The sequence below is a fragment of the Citrobacter sp. BIDMC107 genome, from assembly GCF_001037575.1.
In the GTDB taxonomy this organism is placed as follows: Bacteria; Pseudomonadota; Gammaproteobacteria; order Enterobacterales; family Enterobacteriaceae; genus Citrobacter; species Citrobacter freundii.
Genome location: NZ_KQ089848.1, coordinates 776519 through 800097, shown reverse-complemented (window position 1 = coordinate 800097; position 23579 = coordinate 776519). Strand labels below are relative to the sequence as shown.

Genomic DNA, 23579 nt, shown 5'->3' with positions numbered 1-23579 from the left:
CGGGCCTTTTACCTGGTCTGTCGGTTTTCTCTTTTCGGCAACGTGAAATTTCTGCACGTTTATTGACCTCCTGAGCGCCGTGGCGCAGCATAGTTTGTTGAAAAATAAGAAACACAACAAACACGCGACACAACAGGAGATAACAATGAACAGTGGACATCGCTTCCATGTGCCAACGCTGCACGCCTTTATCCAGGCCGTTTTTCACCAGATGGGAAGCAATGATCAGGAGGCGCGGCTGGTGGCCGATCATCTGATAGCCTCTAACCTCGCCGGTCACGACTCCCACGGCATCGGTATGATCCCAAGCTATATTCGTTCATTCTCGCTGGGGCATCTGCAAATCAACCGTCATGCCAAAGTGGTAAAAGATGCGGGGGTGGTGATTACGCTTGATGGCGATTGTGCCTTTGGTCAGGTGGCGGCTCACGAAGCCATCACGCTGGGGATTGAAAAAGCTCGTCAGCACGGTATCGCCGCCGTGGCATTACATAATTCGCATCATATCGGACGTATTGGCTACTGGGCGGAGCAATGCGCGGCTGCAGGTTTTGTCTCAGTGCATTTTGTGAGTGTGGTCGGGATCCCGATGGTTGCACCGTTTCATGGCCGCGATAGTCGTTTTGGCACTAACCCCTTCTGCGTTGTTTTTCCGCGTAAAAATACCTTCCCGCTATTGCTCGACTATGCAACCAGTGCCATCGCGTTTGGCAAAACCCGTGTGGCATGGCATAAGGGCGAGCCGGTAGCTCCTGGATGTCTGATTGATGTGGAGGGGATGCCTACAACCGATCCTGCGGTAATGCAGGTTTCTCCGCTGGGATCGTTGCTAACCTTTGCCGAGCACAAGGGGTATGCGCTGGCGGCGATGTGCGAAATTATGGGTGGTGCGCTTTCAGGGGGTAAAACCACACATGAAGAGAGCCTGCAGACCAGCCCGGACGCCATCATCAACTGTATGACCACTATTATTATGAATCCGGAACTGTTCGGCGCGCCGGACTGCGACAACCAGGTCGCAGCATTTGCTGAGTGGGTGAAAGCGTCCCCGCATGCTGAAGATGCCCCGATCCTGTTGCCAGGTGAGTGGGAAGTGAATACTCGCGAGGAACGGCTGGAACACGGTATTCCGCTGGATGCAGGAAGCTGGCAGGCGATTTGCGAGGCGGCGCTGCAAATAGGCATGCCGGACGCCGTATTGCAGGAATTCCGTCAACGACTTGAACACTAAGCAAAAAAAAAGCCCGTCCAGTGGCGGACGGGCAAACAAAGGGTAACAAACAGGGTCAATGAGGGTTGGAGCATTGGGTCGTACAGGTAATCTTTCGGTTATTTATAGATAACCGCGGTGCCGCTCATTTTGTCTTTACCGACAGCGGAAGTGATGCTGTAACCAGTTGCGCCAGCAGCAGCCGCTTTCTCAGCCAGTTTGGCTTCCAGGCCATCCAGTGTGGTGGCGCCATCAGCAGAAACTACACCAATTTTATTCATGCTTTGTGCCTGAGTGGAGGAAACCGGCTCGGCAGCGAAAACGCCAAATGACAGGGTAGACAGGGCGATGGCAGCAACAGCAAATTTGATATTTTTCATGATTAATCTCTCGCAGGGTTGTTCTGTTAGTAGTCAGTGTTCTTTAAGAAGACGTTGTTCCGTCGATGTGATAAGTATCACGTTTTTTTTGGTGAGAGAAAATCGAATAGAATTGACGACATCAATCAAAAAAATTGAATGACAAATAACTTATTGAATATTAATAAATTCAGGCGAGGGATTTACAGTTCTTGTCATTGCGCTTTACAGAGAAACCAACAACGGCACATTTTGCCACACAGAGTGCGAAAAAGCGTGCTCGTAAAGGAAATCGTATGCGCTGAAACTTTTGGTAAAGATGAGTCAACGTAGCTGGCTATCTTTCGAACCTCTGCGATTATATCCTGAAAATGCCGCGCTATGTGAATCTTTATCCTGTTGGCAAGTGATGCACAAGCGTACCCCAGGTACGGCCTCACGTCTGGCCTGAGGGATAGGATTGCCACATTCTTCGCATTCATACAGACTTTCCCCCGTCGGTAACTCACCGCGGGCACGGGCAACAGCATCTTCAATAGTATTGTTGATCTGTTCGTTTACAGCGTCGTCATTTGCCCATCCGGATGCCATGTGTACCTCCTGCAGATGTCTACAGACTAAGTATAGCGAAGATGATGGCTGAAAAACGACCATGCGCCAGCAGTATCAGATTTCAGACCATTCGCGCAGCAGGTTATGGTAGAGATTGAGTAATGACAGGATCTCGTTGCTCTCTCCATGACGAGCCTTCAGGGATTGAATGTTTTTATCCAGTTCAAAAAGCATGGCGCGATTTTTGTCGTCACGGATCATCGATTGTACCCACATAAAGGACGCCACACGAACGCCATGGGTTACTGGCGTGACGCAGTGCAGGCTGCTGGAAGGGTAAAGCACCAGATCGCCTGCCGGAAGCTTCACCGCATGCTGGCCGTAGGTGTCATTAACCAGCAGCTCTCCGCCTTCATAATCATCCGGATTACTCAGGAATAAGGTTGCGGAAAGGTCTGTGCGCATCCAGCCGTTCTCCGGATGGCTACGCACCGCGCCGTCAACGTGAAAACCATAGGTCTCGTTGTCCTGGTAGCGATTAAACAGCGGTGTGGAGAGCGTTTTCGGTAGTGCTGCGGCGAAGAAAAGCGCGCTGTTATTTACCGCAGTCTGTACCGCCTGTTGTAAAACGCCGTAGCGTTCACTTTGCGTATTTACCTGCTGGTTGTTTTTAACCTGCGCTCCCTGAGCGCCGGTGGTTGCGCGACCATCAACCCAGTCGGCAGCGTCCAGTTGTTCGCGAAACCAGGCGACATCCTGCGCCGACAGAACGCCGGGAATGTGGTACATCATCAGTGTTTCTCCTGAAAGTGGGGCTTTCGCCCCACGCGATGGATCAGAAATGCATATTGGCAGTGAGCAGGAAAGTTCTTGGCTCGCCTGGATGATAACGGTATCCACTCTTGTTTATGGAGGATACATAGTCGGTGTCGAACAGGTTATAGACGTTTAGCTGGAAATCGAGATTGCGATTCACGCGATAGCCCAGTTTGGCGTCGGCGACCCAGTAACCTTCAGTGTAGGATGGCGTACCCACGGCGCCGTCCGAACCGCGATGCATACTGCCCACGTAGCGTGCGCCCGCGCCAACGGAAACATCGTCAGTTGCCTGATACTGGCTCCACAGCGTGAACGCATGTTCCGGCGTATAGGGCAGGGAAGAAGAACCATCCTGAGCAACGTTTTTGCCGCTGTGGATGGTGGCGCGTTGCTGGGTGTAACCCCCAATAACCTGCCATGCGGGGGTGATGTTGCCTGCTACTGAGAGCTCGTAGCCTTCAACGCGTTTCTCCCCGTACTGGGACCAGGTTCCGTCGTCGTTCTGCTCGACTTCATTCTCAATATCCGTGCGGAAAATTGCGGCGGTTAGCAGCAGGCGCTTATCCAGCACCTCCCATTTGGTGCCAATCTCGCTAGTTTTCGCTTTCTGCGGTTTGAAGTCGGTACGGTTTGCGCTGTTACCGCTTCCGCCCTGAGCAAGGGCAAAGTTGCTGCCGCCCGGCGGTTGCTGAGAAACGGCATAGTTAATGTAGACATTGCCGTTATCGGTCAGGTGATACAGCGCGCCCGCTTTCCAGTTCACCAGATTGCCTGATTTGGCAGTATCCACAGTGGTGACCGGGGAACCTTTGGCGGCGCCTGTCGGACATGCCACTGCACCACGGCCAGAAGCGCCGCAAGCGGTGGCGCTGTCATATTCAGTGCGGTAATTGTCGAGGCGAATACCACCGTTCAGCTCGAACTCGCGGGTAATTTGTAGCGTATCAAAAGCGTATACGCCAAAGGTATCGGTTTGCCCGTTAGCGTTGGCGCCGTTACGCGATAATCCGCCGATATTCACGTCGCTGTTGGGATGATAAATATTAACCGGCGGCGGGGTAATCGGGGCTACGCCATAGTTGGTTTGTGTTTCGCGCGTCAACTCCACGCCAGTGCTGATGTCGTGACCGATGGATCCCGTGTAAAACTTTGAGGTCAGGTTGGTCTGGTTGGTCAGGATTTTGTTACTGACATCTTTGGTATTTGCCAGGCGTGACCAGGTCCAGGTGTCGACGCTGCTGGTGGGTTGCGTAATATTAGACGCACCGCCCATCACCGCCGTCATCAGATAATCCTGTTTAATACGCGACCAGCGGGTGGTGTTGCGAATCGTGGTGCTGTCGTTCAGGTCATGTTCAAAACGCATCGTCGCGGTATCGGTCGTCGAATCGTCGTAATCCGAGTTGGTGCCGTAGAAGTTATGCGTATCAACTTTTCCTGAATGATTCAGTGCAGACGTCCCTGCGGAAGGCGCAGAATATCCCGGCAGACCGATGATGGGAATGCCTCCATCCGGTGTGTTGTGTTGAGTAACGTGCAGATAGTTCAGATACAGTCGGTTCTCGGTGCCTAAGCCAAAAGCAAGTGAGGGGGCCACGCCGTAACGTTCATTCTTCACGTTGTCGCGACCGGCATCATGTGTTTTTTCACCCATCAGGTTTAAGCGTGCGGCGGTGGTGTCGCCGATAACCTGGTTAATGTCCAGCGTACCACGGCGGAACCAGGCGCTACCGACGCTGGCCGACGCATCGATTCCTGAGTCGGTACGCGGCTGTTTGCTGATCATATTGATAGAGCCAGTCGGTGCGCTACGTCCATAGTCGGTACCGGAAGGACCTTTAATCACTTCGACCTGTTCGGTATTGAAGGTATCGCGCGTGACGCTGCCGATATCACGAACACCGTCGATATAAATACTGTTCGAAGTATCCGCGCCACGCATATAAACCGCATCACCGGTAGTGGAGTTGCCGTTTTCACCAGCGAAAAACGCGCCAACGCCCGGTACGTTTTTCAGCGCATCGGTCAAATTTGTTGCGCCTTGATCCTTAATCACCTGCTCAGAAATCACCGTCATGGTGCGGGTGGTATCCGCCACCGGGCGGGAGAATTTAGGGTCGGCAGACTGTGTTGGGGCGTACAGCGAAGGTTTGGCCGCTTCAACGACCAACGTATCTTCTTGTTTTTTATCCTGATCGCCTGCTGCGACAGCCTGGGCTACCGGAGACAGGCCAATGCACAGACCGGCAAAAAAAGTCAGTGAATGAAAACTACTGGACGGCAAGTTGCGATTTTTATCCATTTTAATTAATGACTTATTATTTTTTGAGTAGACGGTTTCACTCACGCGAAGGGACATCTCTGTGGATGTTGTACCCTGCAGGTCTCGCGAAAATGAATGTGTAATTGATAATGATTTTAATAATCATTTCTAATCAGTGCGACGTTTTAACATTCATTAATTCAAAAATAAATACATTTATTTACATTGGATTCAAAATGCCAACACATTGATTACAAATTGAGCTGCAATGAAGTGAACAGCGCGCACATAACTGCATTCGGGATGAATGCAGTTAGGCTAAGGAAGGGGAGTTATTTATAGATAGTTGCGGTGCCGTACATCTGATTTTTACCGCCAGCAGAATTAACGACAAAGCCTTTTGCCCCTTGCTCTTTCGCTTTCTCTGCCAGCTTGTCTTCGAGATCGCTCAGGTTAGTTGCACCGGTAGCAGATACTGTGCCGGAAGCTTGTAGCTGACCGGTAGCTGGGCTGGTGTATGGCTGTGCAGCAAAGGAGGCAAATGTCATGCCGGTAAGTACGGTAGCGGCAAGTAATGTGAGGCATTTTTTCATGGTGATATCCTCTGAAAAACAACAGGTGTGCCTGATAAGTTTAGGTCGTCAGCGGATGACATTTACCGCAAAAAACTGGTGATGAACTGTCTGTTTTTCGAACAATCAGCAAAGCGTCAAACAGGCGTAAAAAATCAAATTTCCTTGTTGTGTGTGTTTACCGCGTGGCGTTATGCGGGTATCTTACGCCGCTGTTAAAAGGAGAATGCTATGTCCGCCCAGAAACCGGGATTACACCCACGCAACCGCCACAATGGCCGTTATGATCTTGCGACTTTATGCCAGGTTACCCCAGAGCTGACGCAATTTCTCACCCTCACGCCCGGCGGGGAGCAGAGTGTTGATTTCGCCAATCCGCAGGCAGTAAAGGCGCTCAATAAAGCACTGCTGGCGCATTTTTATGCGGTGAAAAACTGGGATATTCCGGACGGTTTTCTGTGCCCGCCGGTTCCTGGTCGCGCTGACTACATTCACCATCTGGCCGACCTGTTGGGGGAAACCAGCGGAACCATTCCGGCAAATGCGAGCATCCTGGACATAGGCGTAGGGGCAAACTGTATTTATCCGCTGATCGGCGTGCATGAATACGGCTGGCGATTCACGGGCAGTGAGAGCAGTAGCGAAGCGTTTAACAGCGCTCAGGCGATCATAAACGGCAATCCGGGGTTAACCCGTGCTATTCGTCTGCGTCGTCAGAAAGATGCTTCGGCAATCTTCAACGGTATCATTCACAAAAATGAGCAGTATGAAGCCACATTGTGTAACCCGCCATTCCATGATTCTGCGGCCTCAGCCCGCGCAGGAAGCGAGCGTAAACGTCGTAATCTGGGGCAAGACAAAGATGATGCGCTGAACTTTGGCGGACAACAGCAGGAGCTGTGGTGTGAAGGCGGCGAAGTAGCGTTCATCAAAAAAATGATCGTCGAAAGCCAGGCTTTTGGCCGTCAGGTTATGTGGTTTACCACGCTGGTTTCTCGCGGCGAGAACTTGCCTCCGCTGTACCACGCATTAACGGATGCGGGCGCGGTGAAAGTGGTCAAGAAAGAGATGGCCCAGGGGCAAAAGCAGAGTCGCTTTATTGCCTGGACCTTTATGAATAACGATCAGCGTCGTCGTTTTATGGCGCGTAAACGCTAAAGTGTTGGCTCGGTTGGCGGCAGCGGTTCGCTTGCCGCAGATGTTGGGCCATTCCCTGGTGCAGGCAACACTTGATAGGTCTGTACCGGGGCGCGTATGTTGGCCAGATCGAAGTATTTCTTCACCTGGCTATCGAGCGCAAAACGTACCGTCCACTGCTTCAGCGGCAAGGTGGTAAACGAGACCCGTAGTGTGAATGCCGTATTGGTTAATCCTACAATCCCGGCAAACGACGGCTCGCCGATAATCAGCCCGCGAATATCATCTTTTTCCATCACCGCAGCAACCGCATCTTTCAACGCCTGATTCGCTTTATCCGCATCCTCATGGCGGTCTACGTCGTAATTGGCGACGACCGATCCAATTCCCCGCACAAAGTTGGCGAAGGTCGTTATCGATGACCAGGGAATAATATGGTACGCCCCGGTGTCCTGACGCACGCCCACAGAACGGATGGACATCCGTTCAACCGTACCGGTGAGTGGGCCAATGGTCACCAGGTCGCCGGTGTTCATGCCATTTTCAAACTGAATAAAAATCCCGGTAATAATATCTTTTACCAGCGTTTGCGAGCCGAAAGAGATAGCCAGCCCCAGCGCCCCGGCCCCGGCCAGTAAGGGGGCGATATTGACGCCGATTTCCGACAACACAATCATGATGGTGATCGTGCTGATGATCACCGCCAGTGCGTTACGAAACAGTGTCAGTAGGGTGCGGGTACGCGCGCTGGGCAGCGGACGACCGTGGATATCGGAAGCCAGACGATTTTCAATCAGGCTGGCGAGAATCGTCCAGCCGATGGCGGAGAAGAATAAAATCAGCGCGATACGGATCAGGATATCCACTGTTTTTTCTCCTGCGCCGTAATGCAGCCAGTTCCAGAAGTCGAACAGTCCCCAGGCATTCAGTAGCAGCATCACCGCAACGCACACCGTCAGGATCCTGGCTACGCTTAACGCTGTCGACAGCCAGCCATTCAGCCGCTTTTGCAGTTCCGGATAGCTGCGCTGGGTGTGTGGCGAAAGGGTAATAGTTTTGGCTATCCAGCGGGAAAACATGCCGGAAACAAAGGCGGCAATTCCAATGATTACCAGACTGCGCAGCGTAGCGCCCATCATGAATTTCAGGCTGTTGCCCGGATCAAACAGCGAAAAGAAAAACAGCACAATGAAATAGGCGCTGGCCAGCCAGTGCCATACCAACGCAAAAGCACGAATAAACAGACTGAAAAAAGCGAGGGATCTTTCCGCCAGATTCAGCAAATGCTGCGTTATCTCTTTCTTGTTTCTGAAAATCAGGTACAGCGCCCATAGCGTGATACACAACATGATGATGACGTTGGCCATCGCGCCGACCTGCACATTGACCTGATTCGAAATAATGGGCACGGCAACGATAAGCCCATAGCCAATCAGGCTGCTCAATGAACTCAAACGGCGATTCCAGTAGCATGCGCCAGCATCCTGAATGTTAAACGGGCGCAGCTCGGCCACCGTTGGGCAAAATATCAGGCGCAAAATGGCCTTGAAGAATTCAATCAGGGCGAAGGCATTGAGAAACAGGCTTTGCTGAAAGGCGATCGTGCGACTGCCAGCGTTCATTTTGTCGCTCAGTATCTGCCCGACAAATAATGTCAGAGCCAGCAGAAGCAAATCAATAATGAATGCGCCAACGATCATCGCCGGAAGCTGAAGCCAGTTGCTGCGTTCGCGGTTTTTGCGTCGTGCCCATTGTCCCATTTTGCGATACAACGGTAGCGCGCACAGGCGAACCAGCCAGAAAAAACCGAACACTGACACCGCCAGCATTAAAAAATGCGTCAGAGCATTGGTGAACGTTTGCGGATTAAAGGTCTTATGCGGGGCATCGGTAATATTGCGATAAAGCTGGGCAAAGCGGCTGGAGAGCGCCTCACCGTAGTGGCGGGTGACGTCCGTGACGTTTTCCAGTACCGTTTTTTCTTCCGTTAACGTGGGCGGGACAATGGTCGGCACCGGCTCGGCAGGAGGGGCAGTGGCCACTTTGCGTAACTGACCGATCAGCTCCTGACGCGAGGCGTCATTTTCCAACACATCGGCCAGTGCGCCGTAAGCCGCTTTTTTCTGTTCAATATCCGGCTCTTTCGCCGCTGTGGTTTGCGCGTTGGTTGATGTTGGCGTGGTGACGCCAGGTATCGTCACCGCCTGAGTCGGGAAACTCAACAGACAAACAAAAATGAACAGGATCCCGCGCATGACTCCTCCCATGAGAAAATAAATACAAAAGGATAAGTATAGATGTCAGGGCGGGAGAGAATTGAAATGAGAGGATTCTGGTGAAAAACCTCCCTTCGGGCGAAGGGAGGCAGAGCTATCAGGATACGTGCTGCAAGAATTCCTGTAAGCGTTGGCTGGGCGGATTTTCAATCAGGGCCTGCGGATTACCGTCTTCGGCAATACGACCCTTATCAATGAAAATCAGGCGTGAAGCCACTTTTTCGGCAAAACCGATTTCGTGGGTCACAATCACCATGGTCATCCCTTCTTCCGCCAGATCCTGCATAACTTTCAGAACTTCGTGGCGCAGTTCTGGATCCAGCGCTGAGGTTGGCTCATCAAACAGCATCATTTTCGGCTTCACCGCCAGCGCACGGGCGATAGCCACACGCTGTTGTTGACCGCCGGACAGCTCAGAAGGGTAGTGATGGGCGCGCTCGGCCAGACCCACTTTCGCCAGCAGTTCTTTCGCCAGTTTCTCGGCCTGTTCTTTATTCGCCCCGCGTACGCGCTGCGGCCCGAACATGACGTTTTCCAGCGCCGTCAGATGCGGGAACAGATAGAACTGCTGAAACACCATCCCGGCTTCCTGGCGGATTAACCGTTCGTCTACCTTCGGATCGTTCACTTTCAGACCGTCGACGATCAGATCGCCAGAGGTTATCTCTTCCAGTTTGTTAATGCAGCGTAGCAGGGTAGATTTACCGGATCCTGACGGCCCGATAATCACCACTACTTCACCCTGTTGAATGTTCAGGTCAATATTGTGCAGCACCTGGGTTGGACCAAAGTGCTTAGAAACGTTTTTAAATTCAATCACAGGATTTTCATCCTTCTTTCCAGACGACGCAGAATGAAGCTCAGCACCAGCGTAATGATCAGATAGAACACCGCAACGGCGCTCCAGATTTCCAGTGCGCGGAAGTTACCGGCAATGATTTCCTGGCCCTGACGGGTCAGTTCAGCGACGCCAATGACAATAAACAGCGAGGTATCTTTAATGCTGATGATCCACTGGTTGCCCAGCGGCGGCAGCATACGACGCAGCGCGAGAGGCAAAATAACGTGGCGAATAGTCTCTGTGCGTGAAAGTCCAAGGGCCAGTCCGGCTTCGCTGAATCCTTTATGGATTGAGAGCACCGCACCGCGGGTGATTTCCGCAATATAGGCACCGGAGTTGATCATGATGGTGACAACGGCGGCGCTAAAAGGGTCAATGCGTAAATCGTTAAATGCCATTGGTAGAGCGAAGTAAATAAACATTACCTGCACAACGATTGGCGTACCGCGAATGACTTCGATAAACACCAGCGCTACGTGGTTGGCGATCCAACCGCCGAAAGTGCGCGCAAACCCTGCTGCAAGTCCGATTATCAGACCGCCAGCCAGACCGAGGACCGAGATCCACAGGGTCATTTTGGCGCCTTCAATCAAAAGCGGGATGGCGGGCCAGATGGCACTCCAGTCAAACTGCATATGTCGTTCCTGTTACCGTGGTGTAAATATTCAAATGCCCGTTTTGCCGGATGTGCTGTGCTTATCCGGCTTACAGGTCTCAAAAATCCAGGCGTAGGCCCGGTAAGCATCACGCCACCGGGCAACGCTACCGGTTATTATTTAGGTTCAGTACCGAACCATTTTTTGTAGATTTCGTTGTAAGTACCGTTCTCTTTCAGCGTTTTCAGCGCGCCGTTCACTTTCTCACGCAGGTCGTCGCTGCCTTTCGGGAAGGCGATGCCGTACTGCTGGGCTTCCAGTGATTCGCCTACAGCTTTGAACTGACCATTGCCAGCTGTTTTGATGAAGTAAAGAATGTTTGGTGTGTCGTGCAGCACGGCGTCTGCGCGGTTGGTGCCCAGTTCCATATACGCGTTATCGATGTTCGGGAACTGACGCAGGTCTTTAGTTTTGATATTCGCTTTTGCGTAATCAACGGAACCGGTGCCGCTCTTCACTGCGACAACTTTACCATCCAGATCTTTTACGCTTTTGACGTCGTTGTTATTCGCTTTCACCATCACTAACAGACCGCTTTTGTAGTAGCCGTCAGAGAAGTCGATCGCTTTTTTACGCTCATCGGTGATGGTGATACCCGCCAGTGCCAGGTCGATATTTTTGGTTTGCAGAGCCGGGATGATGCCGCTGAAATCCATTGGTTTCAGTTCATAATCCAGCTTCAGTTCTTTGGCGACAGCAGCCCAAAGATCCACATCAAATCCAACGTATTTGTCACCCTGTTTGAATTCGAACGGTACAAACGCGGTGTCGGTTGCGACAACCAGTTTCTTATCTGCGGCATGGGAGGACACCGCAAAAGCCAGGGTAAGTGCAGCCAGTGAAACTTTTAATACAGACTTCATAGGATTTCCTTTTATATCCACGGGGCGATCCCCTGCGAGAACATATGGCTTAATGAAAGAATCGTGCCAATTTTGCAACTCATTGTTTTAACAAGAGGGTGTTTCGTTTCTCTGCACAATAAGTAGGGCAAAGCGAGTAATCTGCACTGTTTTGGGGCACTCATTTGGTGCGAACCAGGCACGGTGCAAACGGTATGACTATTTAGCGTAAAAATTGTTGATAAAACAATCTTTCGTTAACGATTGTGTGAGGTGATTATTACAAATAATTTACTTTGGAGTGACGAATGATCAATGTTATGCACCATAGATGTGCAAAACCCCCGCCGGAGCGAGGGTTATATAGGTAATTCTTATGTCTGCGGTTACTCAATGTTGGCTTCGATAAACCACAGGAATTTGTCGAGATCGCGAGAGGCTGCGGTAAAGATATCCGCGGTATCTTCGTCTTTTGCTTCGCTAATAGCCTTACGTACGCTGTTTGCAACTACGGCATAACGTTCGGCCAGCTCTTTTAAGTGGTCCTGTACGTTATGGATATCCAGCGGGTAACTTTTCAGAGGCGTTTTGCTATTAATAACCTGAGTTGTGCCCAGTGCCACACCGCCCAACTGTACGGCGCGTTCAGCCATAGTGTCGAGGTGATCGGTCAGGGCTGTACGGAAGCCATCCAGCATTTCATGTACCGCAATGAAGTTTGCGCCGCGCATGTTCCAGTGAGCCTGTTTGGTGATCAATGACAGGTCAATGAACTGGATTACTTGCTGATTCAGCAGTTCAACGGTCGCTTTCTTTTCGCTATCAGACACATCGTTGCGGGTATAAAGGAGGGCGGATGCTTTTGTTTTTACCAGTTTCGCGGTACTCATATTTTCATATCCTCTTGATAGTTATGTCCCAACTCTTCAACGGAATTAAGTATAGCGCTAAATTTGGATTTTTTTTTCCGGTGTTGCCTATCACTTTAATAGCGAAGAAGGGGGAAGATATAAAATATCAAATAAAATCAATGCAATGAGTGTTGTGTTTCTTACGTGGTGTTATTTTTATGTTAATTTTTGAGATTGAATGAAATATGCGGATGAGAAAATTATATTTTTTAGAATTATTATCACGCAGATTTACAATTGGATATTCTGCATGATTATGCAAACCATGCAGAATATTACGTGGTTAATTCACGTCGACTTGTTTTATTTGTGGCTCTTTACGAATAGTGAGCGTAGAGCCCATTGATGCGACGATAATGGCACCCAGAGCGAGTGTCTGGATAAGCGTCAGCGTTTCACCGAGGAAGATCATTCCGGAAACCGCTGCCAGGGCAGGTTCCATACTCATCAATGTACCGAAAGTACGCGTCGGCAGGCGCGTCAATGCAATCATCTCCAGTGAATAGGGAAGTGCAGTAGAGAGGACTGCAATGGCCAGGCCTAACGGCAGAATGGACCAATGCCACAGGGCATCACCAGCCTGGATCGCGCCGATTGGCACAAATACCAGTGCTGCAATTAATGACCCTACTGCGACGGTTGCCGGACCGTGTTCCGCCCCGGCTCGCTGCCCGGTAAGAATATAGATGGCCCAGCAGGCACCAGCCCCCAGCGCTAGCGCAGCACCGGTTAAATCGACGTGAGAAACGTCCTGACCTAATGGCAGCAGGAACCACAGTCCGAGTACAGCCAGTGCAACCCAAATGAAATCCACCGGGCGCCGGGATGAAAACAGCGCTACCGCCAGCGGGCCGGTAAATTCCAGCGCCACGGCAATTCCCAGTGGCACGGTCTGGATTGACAGATAGAAGAGATAGTTCATCCCGCCCAGAGACAGGCCATAAAACAGAAGGGGCAGGCGCTGTTCTTTGGCGAATCGCAAACGCCAGGGTTTAAAGAAGACGATAAGGATGAGGGTGCCCAACGCAAGGCGCAACGCGGTAACGCCCGGCGCGCCGACGAGCGGGAACAGCGATTTCGCCAGAGATGCTCCGCTTTGAATGGAGGACATAGCAATTAGCAAAACCAAAATAGGCAACCAGACTGGCGCTTTACGTGACGACCCCGGCATCCTTTCTCCTGTCAAATTATGTCAATAGAAGTAAAACAGCGAGTGTAATGGAAATACACACATGTGGTTGAGTATTCGTTGAAAAAAAAATTGCTCAGTTCCGTACAATGGCATGAAAATGATGGATTAATAATCTGTGTGATTAGGAATAATCTGGATGAATGTGCCATATTGTGCGCGCAATAATGGCATTTTACTTTAGAAAAGTGATGTTAATTGAAAGAGATAGCGGATTTCTGAAATGTTCTGTTACATGAAAGACCCCGTTAGACATCGCTAATCGCAAAGAGTTTCCCATCAATTTTTGGTATATTTAAAACTTAAGATTTACTTGAAGCACATTTGAGGTGGTTATGAAAAAAATTGCATGTCTTTCAGCACTGGCCGCTGTTCTGGCTTTCTCCGCAGGTACTGCTGTAGCTGCTACTTCTACCGTTACCGGTGGTTACGCTCAGAGCGATGCTCAGGGCGCAGCGAACAAAATGAACGGTTTCAACCTGAAGTATCGCTACGAGCAGGACAACAACCCGCTGGGTGTTATCGGTTCCTTCACTTACACTGAAAAAGATCGTACCGATGCTTCTGGCGACTACAACAAAACCCAGTACTACGGCATCACTGCTGGTCCGGCTTACCGTCTGAACGACTGGGCAAGCATCTACGGTGTAGTGGGTGTTGGTTACGGTAAATTCCAGAACGCAGCATCCCCGGCTGACAATCACACCACCAGCGACTACGGTTTCTCTTACGGTGCTGATCTGCAGTTCAACCCGATCGAAAACGTTGCTCTGGACTTCTCCTACGAGCAGAGCCGTATTCGTAGCGTTGACGTTGGCACCTGGATCGCTGGCGTGGGTTACCGCTTCTAATCACTTCGGTGATATGAAAAATCCGCCTCTCGGGGCGGATTTTTTTTGCCTGCAATATGAGCTGTTAACGAGATTTGGTCTCGAAGATGTCGGTACCAAGGTGGTTGTAGTCCACCTTCTGTAGCTTAAAGTTGGTGATGTACACCGGCCCGGCTTTTTTCTCTGAGATAAAGCGGTAGCTGTTGGTTATTTCTTTTGCGCTAATCCCTGTCCACTGCGAGAAAAAGCTGAGGAAATCATTGGCGGATCGGCGGGCCTTAATCACCCGATGCGCTTTATCATCGCTCGACAGCACCATGAAAGGTACCTGGAAATTCTGCTGGAACTGATCGTCATGCGCCAGGTACTGCACCTCTTTTCCACGCTCTTTAAACGCGAGGCCATGATCGGAGAAATAGACCATCGAGAAGCTGGTACCGCTATTACGTAGCTGATCGTATAGCTGGCGCAGTAGGTCATCCGTTTGCGTCATGGTGTACAGGTAGCAAGACGTCTCTTTTGACTGGACGAAAGTCTCGTACCTACCCTGCGTACGGTCGCAGGCCTGCGGATGTGAGCCCATTAAATGCAGTACAATAAGCTGCGGCTGAGTGCGCTCGGTTGCCAGCACCTGTGCGGTCATCTTCAACAGCGCTTCGTCACGGGTATTTTTATCCGCTTCGAAGTCACCGTTCTTGAGGAACTGAACTTCATCAGCGCGTTTTGCAATGCTGGCGATGGCCGTGTCGTATTCACCAATTTGTCCCTGATTGGAAAACCACCATGTCTGGAAACCCGCGCGGTTGGCCAGGGTGACAAAGTTATCCTGGAACTGGGGCTTATTGTCGACCACCCGATTCAGCGTCAGGCCGAGTGATTTTTGCGTTGAACCGCTGGCAGCAATGTAATCCGCAAAGATGTAGCCGTTAACGGAGCTGGTAAACGGGGTGTTATCCCAGTGACCGCCAAACGCGCCTAACGCATCGCGGCGGGCGCTTTCGCCGATCACCACGACGTAGGTGTGATACTTCGGCTTCACGGCGGTTACGGTCCAACTGTCTTTCACGCTCGACAGCTTCGCCATACGCTCTTGTTCGTCGAGCACTTCGTTGTTATTGACGATCACGTCCTTGGCAAACCGGAAAACCGGATAGCCAGTGTCTTTCAGCTTGAACACGCCGCCCCAGGCCAGGTTTTGTACCGGGGTAACAAAGAATGCGACAACGCTGAACAGCAAACAAACGCTGTCGAACTTGTTCCAGCCACGCTTTTGTTCATCTTTTTTACGACGTACGGCGATAACGCCGAGGGCGAAAATAAATACCCCAACCAGATAACTGTACCAGGGGAAGATGGTCAGGATTTCGGTGGACTCTTCCATATTGGTTGAGTGCAGCGCCAGCAAGGTATTGAAGTTCGGTGAGCCGTAAGCCTGGCCGAACGGAAAGTACATTGCCGCAATCAGCGAGCAAAGGCCAATCAGCACTTTCTGCGCGCGCGGCGCGCTGCGCCACAGCAGCATCAATATACAGGTGAAAGCAACGCTATAGAGCAGGCTAAGCGGATAGCCCAGCGCAAGGTTGATCAGCAGAGACTGTAAGAAATAGAGGCCAGTCCACGGACTAATCGCCCGGCTACGAGCAATGATTGAATCTTTGAGGGTTAAATTCATATGCCACTGTTACAAAAACGCCATGTGCTTACCCTGGCGCTAAGGGTCATTGCCTGCCTGAGAGAGCGAGAAGAGGGATAGGGTCCGCATCCGCGAGCCGCAATATACGCAGGGCTGCGAAAAGATAGAGTGTGCGCAAGAGAAGGTCAACTACTACAAAGAAATTGTTTTGCGAGGGACGTGGCAAAACTGACAAAAAGAAGGGTTATTGGGACGAAAACCACCACCGTACCCGGATGACGGCAGGAAAAAGAAGCGGCGTACCGCAACGCCGCATTAATTTTCTGAAGGTTTATCCTTCTCTGGTTTGCTGTTAATCATGTCACACAGCATAGAGATCAGCATCAACCGTACTTTAAAGGGAGAGTGGCTAAACACGCGTATACACCTCTTAAATTCATTCATGTAAACCTCCTGACTTCACGATCCCATCAGTCCTTGAGGGATGTCTTTATTATATACAGATATAGCACAGGCTATATTATATAGCTATTGCTAAAACGTTAATTTTTTGTGCCCGCGCAACTCTGGTTTACAATGAGCGCTCTCTAATCAGATGCCGTTAACGCGTCACAGTAACGAGGAAGCAGAATGAGTCGTCGCGCAGGTACGCCAACAACAAAAAAAGTGACGCAATTGGTGAATGTCGAAGAACACGTTGAAGGATTTCGTCAGGTCCGGGAGGCGCATCGCCGTGAGCTGATTGATGACTACGTAGAGCTGATTTCCGATCTCATTATTGAGGTAGGTGAAGCGCGCCAGGTGGATATGGCCGCACGGCTTGGGGTTTCCCAGCCGACGGTTGCTAAAATGCTTAAGCGTCTTGCTTCAGTCGGATTGATTGAAATGATCCCCTGGCGAGGCGTGTTTTTAACCGCAGAAGGTGAACGACTGGCTCAGGAAAGTCGGGAGCGTCATCAGATTGTGGAGAATTTCCTGTTGATGTTAGGTATCAGTCCGGAAATTGCCCGTCGCGACGCGGAGGGGATGGAGCATCACGTCAGTAAGGAAACGCTGGAGGCTTTTAGCCGGTTTACGCAACAGCAAGGAACAGGCTCTGAATGAGTTTTCCTTTATTACGCGCCTTACAGCGCGATCGTTTTTTCCAGCTGTTAATCATCGTTGGGGTTGTACTGAGCCTGTTCACGCCATTTACACCCCGGTCGTGGCCGGGAGCGATTGACTGGCACACAATTATCACACTCAGTGGCCTGATGTTACTGACCAAAGGCGTGGAGCAAAGTGGTTACTTCGATGTGTTAGGGCGCAAGATGACCCGCCGTTTCAAAACAGAGCGCCAGCTGGCGATATTTATGGTGCTGGCGGCGGCGTTGTTGTCGACGTTTCTGACCAACGATGTTGCGCTGTTTATTGTTGTTCCGCTGACCATCACCCTGAAAAAATTGTGCGCTATTCCGGTGAATCGCCTGATTATCTTTGAGGCGCTTGCGGTTAACGCCGGATCGTTGCTCACGCCAATAGGCAATCCACAAAATATTCTGATGTGGGGACGCTCAGGCTTATCGTTTACCGCGTTTACCTGGCAAATGGCGCCGCTTGCGGGGGTCATGATGCTGACGCTGGTGGTGCTGTGCTGGTTCAGTTTCCCGAATAAAGCGTTGCATTATCATACCGGTACGCGCGCACCTGACTGGCAACCGCGTCTGGTGTGGGGCTGTCTGGTGTTGTATATCATCTTCCTTGCAGCACTGGAGTTAAAACAAGAGCTGTGGGGTCTGGCGATTGTGGCGGCAGGGTTCATGGTGCTGGCTCGCCGCGTGATCCTCAGCGTAGACTGGACGCTGCTGTTGGTGTTTATGGCGATGTTCATTGATGTGCACTTGCTGACGCAGCTTCCGGCCCTGCAGGGGATAACCCACCAGATTGGCGCGCTTTCAGCGCCGGGACTTTGGCTGACCGCCATTGGCCTGTCGCAGTTTATCAGTAATGTGCCCAGTACGATTTTGCTGCTGAACTACGTCCCGCCAACGCTGCTTCTGGCCTGGGCGGTCAATGTGGGCGGCTTTGGGCTGTTACCAGGATCGCTGGCGAATCTCATTGCGTTACGGATGGCAAACGACCGCCGGATCTGGTGGCGTTTTCATTGGTATTCGGTACCGATGCTGATATGGGCGGCGCTGGTGGGATATGGTTTGTTGCTGATGATGTCATAGCGACGCAGAGGCGATAAAAAAGGCGGATGATTCATCCGCCTTTTTCGTTTCAGGTATGTGCTTAGTTCAGGCGAACCGGCATACCAGAACGGTTCTGTACCGCCTGCTCGACGACGGCCTGATCGACGTCAGACTGACCGGTGATGCTGGTAATGCTCTTATTCAGCGTAATTGGTACGATTTCCCCGCCTTCAAACTGCGCTTCAGTCGTAGACAGCGGGTTATGTACCTCGATGTAACGGCTGCCGTCTGGTTCGGTCGTGGCTTTTACCGGCTCATCAATGAACTGTACACGGGTGCCGACCGGCACATTTTCAAACAAGAATTTGATGTCGTCGTTACGCAGACGTACGCAGCCGTGGCTGACACGTAAGCCGACGCCGAAGTTAGCATTGGTACCGTGGATAGCATACAGGCGACCGATATACAGCGCGTACAGACCCATCGGGTTATCCGGACCTGCCGGAACAACGGCTGGCAGCGGCTCGCCTGCAGCGCGGTATTCCGCATGCATTTTCGCCGTTGGCGTCCAGGTTGGGCCTGCTTTTTTACGTTCTACTTTGGTGGTCCAGTTGATTGGCGTGTCTTTGCCCAACTGGCCGATACCGATCGGCAGAACAATGACGGTGTTGGTGCCTTTCGGGTAGTAGTACAGACGCATTTCAGCGCTGTTGATAACAATACCTTCATGCACGGTATCCGGCAGGATCAACTGCTGAGGAATGTTCAGCACGGTGCCGCCTTTCGGCAGGAAGGTATCCACGCCCGGGTTGGCTTCCAGCATGTTAGACAGACCCATCTGATACTCTGCCGCAAAATACTCCAGCGGTTGGGTGTTGCCTTCAGGAATAGTAATGACCTGGTTTTGGCCAATCAAACGGCTACCATCGGTCGGCAGCGGGTACGTGACGGCTGAAGCGGTATTACAAAAACCAACTATTGCGAGTGCCGCCGCGAAAAGCGTTGTTAATTTCATATTCATATTCATGTATGCGAGATTCAGTGCCAGGCAGGCTAGTGGGTTGAGATTTATGTAGTGTTGGGCACGCATTATATGTGCAATCTGAGCAACAAGGAATTCGGATGTGTACTAAATCACATTTTTTTCCTTTTGGTTTCACTTTATCCCTTCCGCATGAAGACGCGATCTTCTTGCAGACTTATGGCATAATAAGCGGTTTGTCACATATTTCTTTCTCTTTCAGGATACGCCAGTGTTAGTTTCCAGCAACGTCACTATGCAGTTCGGCAGTAAGCCGCTGTTTGAAAATATTTCCGTCAAATTTGGCGGCGGCAACCGTTACGGCCTGATTGGCGCGAACGGTAGCGGTAAATCCACTTTTATGAAAATTCTCGGCGGCGACCTCGAACCGACGCTGGGCAACGTTTCCCTCGATCCGAATGAACGCATCGGTAAGCTGCGTCAGGATCAATTCGCCTTTGAAGAATTCACCGTGCTTGACACCGTGATCATGGGTCACGCTGAACTGTGGGAAGTGAAGCAGGAGCGCGATCGCATTTACGCCCTGGCTGAGATGAGCGAAGAAGACGGCTATAAAGTTGCTGATCTCGAAGTTCAGTATGGCGAAATGGACGGCTACTCTGCGGAAGCGCGTGCGGGTGAACTGCTGCTGGGCGTAGGTATTCCGGTAGAACAGCATTACGGCCCGATGAGCGAAGTCGCGCCCGGCTGGAAGCTGCGTGTGCTTCTGGCGCAGGCGCTGTTCTCTAACCCGGACATTCTGCTGCTCGACGAACCAACGAACAACCTGGATATCGACACCATTCGCTGGCTGGAGCAGACGCTGAACGAGCGTGACAGCACCATGATCATCATTTCGCACGACCGTCACTTCCTGAACATGGTCTGTACGCACATGGCGGATCTGGACTATGGCGAACTGCGTGTTTATCCGGGTAACTACGACGAATACATGACGGCGGCAACCCAGGCGCGTGAACGTCTGCTGGCCGATAACGCCAAGAAGAAAGCACAGATTGCCGATCTGCAATCCTTCGTCAGCCGCTTTAGCGCCAACGCGTCTAAATCTCGACAGGCGACCTCTCGTGCGCGTCAGATTGATAAGATCAAGCTCGACGAAGTGAAAGCGTCCAGCCGTCAGAACCCGTTCATCCGCTTCGAACAGGATAAGAAACTGTTCCGTAACGCGCTGGAAGTGGAAGCGCTGGCGAAAGGTTTTGATGAAGGTCCGCTGTTTAAAAACTTCAACCTGCTGCTGGAAGTAGGGGAGAAGGTTGCCATCATTGGTGCCAACGGCGTGGGTAAATCCACCATGCTGAAAACGTTGGTTGGCGATTTGCAGCCGGACAACGGTACCGTTAAGTGGTCTGAAAACGCCCAGGTGGGTTACTACGCGCAGGATCATGAATACGAGTTTGAAAACGATCTAACCGTCTTCGAATGGATGAGCCAGTGGAAACAAGAGGGCGATGATGAGCAGGTTGTGCGCAGCTTCCTTGGCCGTCTGCTGTTCAGCCAGGACGATATCAAGAAACCTGCAAAAGTGCTCTCCGGTGGTGAAAAAGGACGCATGCTTTTCGGTAAGCTGATGATGCAGAAACCGAATATCCTGGTCATGGATGAACCGACCAACCACCTGGATATGGAATCTATCGAGTCGCTGAACATGGCGCTGGAAATGTATCAGGGCACGTTGATCTTTGTTTCTCACGACCGTGAGTTCGTCAGTTCCCTGGCGACCCGCGTGATTGAGATTACGCCAGAACGCGTGATCGACTTCACCGGCAACTACGAAGATTACCTGCGTAGTAAAGGTATTGACGGTTAATTTACCCGTCGTCTTTCGTGTTACAGGTGTGTTGGCTGCACCTGTTCACCCCGGTCACTTACTTATGTAAGCTCCCGGGGATTTACAGGCTGGTCGCCTTCCTGTAACGCGAAATATTTAGGGAAAATTGCGTAAGCTACATATTAAATAATCCCCAGCGCGCGTTTACCGTGGATATTCAAATCCTCCAGCGTGAAGCGTCCTTCCCAGTTAGTTTCATAATCCTCTCGCGGGAAATCACCCGGCGACGCGCCTTTTTCCAGCGCAGCTTTCACTTTGTGGGCGTAGGCCAGATTTTTTTCGCACATCGGGGCGGCAGGGATATACATTACGTTACCCCAGCCCTGCTGATTTTCGACAGGCGCGACGGAGTGAATCACATCGCAATGCCACCACACGGAGTCTCCGGCGTCCAGTTGTGGAATGCTGGTTAACGCTTCAATCAGCAACGGATGCCATTGCGCAGAAATCGGCAGGACTCTGCCGGGCGCTACGCCGCAAAGCTCATCCTCCGGCACATCGTCAAGCAATGGGCGTAACAGCACATACGCCATCGCTTCAGGAATCGGAACCACGTGCAACAATCCCTGACCTGGCAGCATATCGGACAACGCAGTCCAGCCCTGGAAGGTACGGAACACTGAACATTTGGTGGTGTTATCCACCGTGTATTCTTCTACTTCGGTGCGATGCGCAGCCTGCCACGGATCGTAATCTGCCAGCTTTCCATTGAAAACATGAGCAAATACCTGCTGATACGCAGGCAGCAGCCAGCGTTCCAGCGCGCCGGAATCCGTATGCGCGCCCAGCCCTTTGGAGGTGGTTCCCGGCGGACGGCGGCGTATACGGTCAGGGTAGATAACGCTGACATCCGGGTTAAACCATTGTTTACCTTCGCTTGAAAATGTCCAAAGACGATTGAGGAACGACTGCGCATTGGCCATTTCTTCACTTTGGCGGGCCTGCATCTGCGCCTGGGACCAGTAAATGGGGTAGATTTCAGGTCGCGATGCGCTCAGGGTGCCGAAGAAGTTATCGCCTGGCCCTTTGTAGACGTCATCAAAATGGTTGCGATCCAGGTAATCAAGCATCGACTGATCCCATGCCAGCGCCTGTTCGCGGGGGAAATGCCCTTTAATGACTGCGCATCCGCGACGCTTAATTTCTTCACGCTGCTCTGCACTCACGCGACCCGCTTTGATATCCGCATAGGACAACACAGGCCATACCGGGGAGCCTTGCGCTTTGAGAGCGTTGATTTCCGCCACGCGGGTGGCAATGGCATCGCTCAGCTGATTGAAGATCAACTGAACATCCCCAAGCTGTGCCCGCAGTTGCTGTTTCATCTGACGGATTGCAGCTTTGTGATCGGCGGGCAACGTGTCGCTGGTAAAAGTAAAAGCCATAACCACCTCGCATTAACTTTCATTCGAAACTAAATTTAATTACAAGTGACAATATAAGTTAAAAATTAGTTAATGCAAGTTTAAAAACCTGCTGGTGTGAGCAAAATAGAAAAAGAGTGAAAACCGGGATGAGGGATACCCCGGTTGGCAGGATCAGACGTTAAAAGGTGAAGTGTTATCCAGCACTGCCTGAATTACGTTCAGCGCGCCTTGATGGTTATTGTCATCGGTCTGATAGCGGGCAATCGCTTTGATGCTCTCTGCCGCATTGGCCATGGCGAAAGAGTAGTGCGCCATCTTCAGCATTTCCGCGTCATTGCCACTGTCGCCAATGGCGACCACGTTTTGCGGTGACAGGTTCCAGCGTTTTAGCAGACGGCTGATTCCGTTGGCTTTATGCAAGCCTGGAATGATCAGGTCGATAAACCCAAAGCCGCTGGTGACGGGCTTCATAATGCCGTCGAGAGCAGAATGAAGGTGATCGATAACCAGCGGGATCTGTTGGTCCGGTAAATTCAGCGAGAACTTGAACAGCACATCGTCGATATCCTGATAATCCTTGACGGGTTTCAGACGATGGTAGTGTTTTGCCATCAACGCGACAAAGGACTCTGGGGCATTTTCGCTCACGTAGGCGCTTTGCAGTCCACAGGCCACAAAGTTGAGCTGCTTATCTTTGAGCAGTTCGCCAATGACAATGCGTGATTCGTGGCGCGTAAGTTCGCCGTGAAACAGCTGTTTGCCATGTTCAAACACCAGCGCCCCGTTCTCGGCGACAAAAGAGATCTCATCTTTGAGCTGCGGGAAAAAGGAGATCAACTGGTAATACTGGTTGCCGCTTGCCACGACAAATTCAATATCTCGTTTCTTCAGTTCCTGATACTGCGCCATAAAGCGTGCACGATCGTATTGCTTGGCGTCGTCGAGAAAAGTTCCGTCCATGTCGGTGACGATAACTTTGATGGTCATATATGCTCCTGGCTCATAACTGCGACCAGAAACATTTTAATAACAATGTGAGCTAAAGCACAAATTTAATTTCGAATGAAAGTAAAACGCC

General features: G+C 51.2%; 22 protein-coding genes. 6 read left to right on the top strand and 16 right to left on the bottom strand.

Going from position 1 to position 23579, the window contains the following annotated elements; all coding sequences use genetic code 11:
* The first annotated feature begins 145 nt into the window (after positions 1-145).
* Positions 146-1231 (top strand): malate/lactate/ureidoglycolate dehydrogenase, encoded by a 1086-nt coding sequence (locus SK39_RS03865; protein ID WP_044701098.1) that lies wholly within the window; start codon positions 146-148, stop codon positions 1229-1231.
* A gap of 98 nt (positions 1232-1329) precedes the next feature.
* Here SK39_RS03865 and ybiJ read toward each other — a convergent pair whose 3' ends face one another.
* From ybiJ to mcbA, 5 genes are all read right to left on the bottom strand, one after another.
* A complete protein-coding gene (ybiJ, locus tag SK39_RS03860; RefSeq protein ID WP_003035231.1) occupies positions 1330-1590 on the bottom strand; it encodes a DUF1471 family protein YbiJ in 261 nt (86 codons plus the stop codon).
* Between the two features lie 303 nt (positions 1591-1893).
* Positions 1894-2160 carry a DksA/TraR family C4-type zinc finger protein gene (locus SK39_RS03855; RefSeq protein ID WP_003035233.1) on the bottom strand — a complete coding sequence of 89 codons (267 nt, stop codon included), beginning with the start codon at positions 2158-2160 and terminating at the stop codon, positions 1894-1896.
* A gap of 75 nt (positions 2161-2235) precedes the next feature.
* Positions 2236-2913: a PKHD-type hydroxylase YbiX gene (gene ybiX / locus SK39_RS03850; RefSeq protein WP_003837014.1), complete on the bottom strand. Its 678-nt coding sequence runs from the start codon at positions 2911-2913 to the stop codon at positions 2236-2238.
* Positions 2914-2956: 43 nt separating this feature from the next.
* A complete protein-coding gene (locus tag SK39_RS03845) occupies positions 2957-5242 on the bottom strand; it encodes a catecholate siderophore receptor Fiu (RefSeq protein WP_048217393.1) in 2286 nt (761 codons plus the stop codon).
* 293 nt (positions 5243-5535) lie between these two features.
* On the bottom strand, positions 5536-5796 hold the full coding sequence (gene mcbA, locus SK39_RS03840; protein WP_003837009.1) for a DUF1471 family periplasmic protein McbA: 261 nt from the start codon (positions 5794-5796) through the stop codon (positions 5536-5538).
* A gap of 210 nt (positions 5797-6006) precedes the next feature.
* Here mcbA and rlmF point away from each other — a divergent pair, with 210 nt between their 5' ends.
* Entirely contained in the window at positions 6007-6933 is a 927-nt protein-coding gene (rlmF, locus tag SK39_RS03835) for a 23S rRNA (adenine(1618)-N(6))-methyltransferase RlmF (protein ID WP_048216675.1), read from the top strand.
* Here the strand turns inward: rlmF and ybiO are convergent.
* The 6 genes from ybiO to rhtA all read right to left on the bottom strand — a co-directional run bounded on the left by ybiO (position 6930) and on the right by rhtA (position 13609).
* A complete protein-coding gene (ybiO, locus tag SK39_RS03830) occupies positions 6930-9167 on the bottom strand; it encodes a mechanosensitive channel protein (RefSeq protein WP_044701102.1) in 2238 nt (745 codons plus the stop codon). The two genes, rlmF and ybiO, sit on opposite strands and share 4 nt — an antisense overlap.
* A 118-nt stretch (positions 9168-9285) precedes the next feature.
* Positions 9286-10008, bottom strand: a complete 723-nt coding sequence (gene glnQ, locus SK39_RS03825; protein WP_003035246.1) for a glutamine ABC transporter ATP-binding protein GlnQ — start codon at positions 10006-10008, stop codon at positions 9286-9288.
* On the bottom strand, positions 10005-10664 hold the full coding sequence (glnP, locus tag SK39_RS03820; protein WP_003035248.1) for a glutamine ABC transporter permease GlnP: 660 nt from the start codon (positions 10662-10664) through the stop codon (positions 10005-10007). The genes glnQ and glnP overlap by 4 nt, the downstream gene beginning before the upstream one ends.
* Before the next feature lie 137 nt (positions 10665-10801).
* Positions 10802-11548, bottom strand: a complete 747-nt coding sequence (gene glnH / locus SK39_RS03815; RefSeq protein ID WP_003035251.1) for a glutamine ABC transporter substrate-binding protein GlnH — start codon at positions 11546-11548, stop codon at positions 10802-10804.
* 365 nt (positions 11549-11913) lie between these two features.
* Positions 11914-12417 carry a DNA starvation/stationary phase protection protein Dps gene (dps, locus tag SK39_RS03810; RefSeq protein ID WP_032936399.1) on the bottom strand — a complete coding sequence of 168 codons (504 nt, stop codon included), beginning with the start codon at positions 12415-12417 and terminating at the stop codon, positions 11914-11916.
* Between the two features lie 304 nt (positions 12418-12721).
* The gene (rhtA, locus tag SK39_RS03805) at positions 12722-13609 is read right to left on the bottom strand and encodes a threonine/homoserine exporter RhtA (protein ID WP_003845428.1); all 888 of its coding nucleotides are present in this window, start codon (positions 13607-13609) and stop codon (positions 12722-12724) included.
* Between the two features lie 353 nt (positions 13610-13962).
* Here rhtA and ompX point away from each other — a divergent pair, with 353 nt between their 5' ends.
* A complete protein-coding gene (gene ompX, locus SK39_RS03800) occupies positions 13963-14478 on the top strand; it encodes an outer membrane protein OmpX (RefSeq protein WP_048216674.1) in 516 nt (171 codons plus the stop codon).
* A 64-nt stretch (positions 14479-14542) separates the two neighbouring features.
* Here ompX and SK39_RS03795 read toward each other — a convergent pair whose 3' ends face one another.
* On the bottom strand, positions 14543-16129 hold the full coding sequence (locus SK39_RS03795) for a phosphoethanolamine transferase (RefSeq protein WP_048216673.1): 1587 nt from the start codon (positions 16127-16129) through the stop codon (positions 14543-14545).
* Positions 16130-16405: 276 nt separating this feature from the next.
* Positions 16406-16534 carry a manganase accumulation protein MntS gene (gene mntS, locus SK39_RS03790; protein ID WP_003836996.1) on the bottom strand — a complete coding sequence of 43 codons (129 nt, stop codon included), beginning with the start codon at positions 16532-16534 and terminating at the stop codon, positions 16406-16408.
* Between the two features lie 186 nt (positions 16535-16720).
* On the opposite strand from mntS, the gene mntR reads away from it, so the two are divergent.
* Together mntR and SK39_RS03780 are read left to right on the top strand one after the other, a co-directional pair.
* A complete protein-coding gene (gene mntR, locus SK39_RS03785) occupies positions 16721-17194 on the top strand; it encodes a manganese-binding transcriptional regulator MntR (protein WP_003035264.1) in 474 nt (157 codons plus the stop codon).
* On the top strand, positions 17191-18303 hold the full coding sequence (locus SK39_RS03780; RefSeq protein WP_048216672.1) for an anion transporter: 1113 nt from the start codon (positions 17191-17193) through the stop codon (positions 18301-18303). Before mntR ends, SK39_RS03780 begins: the two co-directional genes overlap by 4 nt.
* A gap of 61 nt (positions 18304-18364) precedes the next feature.
* Here the strand turns inward: SK39_RS03780 and ldtB are convergent, their stop codons facing one another.
* Positions 18365-19285 (bottom strand): L,D-transpeptidase, encoded by a 921-nt coding sequence (ldtB, locus tag SK39_RS03775; protein WP_003035268.1) that lies wholly within the window; start codon positions 19283-19285, stop codon positions 18365-18367.
* A 232-nt stretch (positions 19286-19517) separates the two neighbouring features.
* Here ldtB and SK39_RS03770 point away from each other — a divergent pair, with 232 nt between their 5' ends.
* On the top strand, positions 19518-21113 hold the full coding sequence (locus tag SK39_RS03770; protein WP_003035269.1) for an ABC-F family ATPase: 1596 nt from the start codon (positions 19518-19520) through the stop codon (positions 21111-21113).
* A 143-nt stretch (positions 21114-21256) separates the two neighbouring features.
* Here SK39_RS03770 and SK39_RS03765 read toward each other — a convergent pair whose 3' ends face one another.
* Together SK39_RS03765 and SK39_RS03760 are read right to left on the bottom strand one after the other, a co-directional pair.
* Positions 21257-22519: a DUF1479 domain-containing protein gene (locus tag SK39_RS03765; protein ID WP_003035273.1), complete on the bottom strand. Its 1263-nt coding sequence runs from the start codon at positions 22517-22519 to the stop codon at positions 21257-21259.
* 153 nt (positions 22520-22672) lie between these two features.
* Positions 22673-23488, bottom strand: a complete 816-nt coding sequence (locus tag SK39_RS03760) for a Cof-type HAD-IIB family hydrolase (protein ID WP_044701108.1) — start codon at positions 23486-23488, stop codon at positions 22673-22675.
* Between the last annotated feature and the right edge of the window lie 91 nt (positions 23489-23579).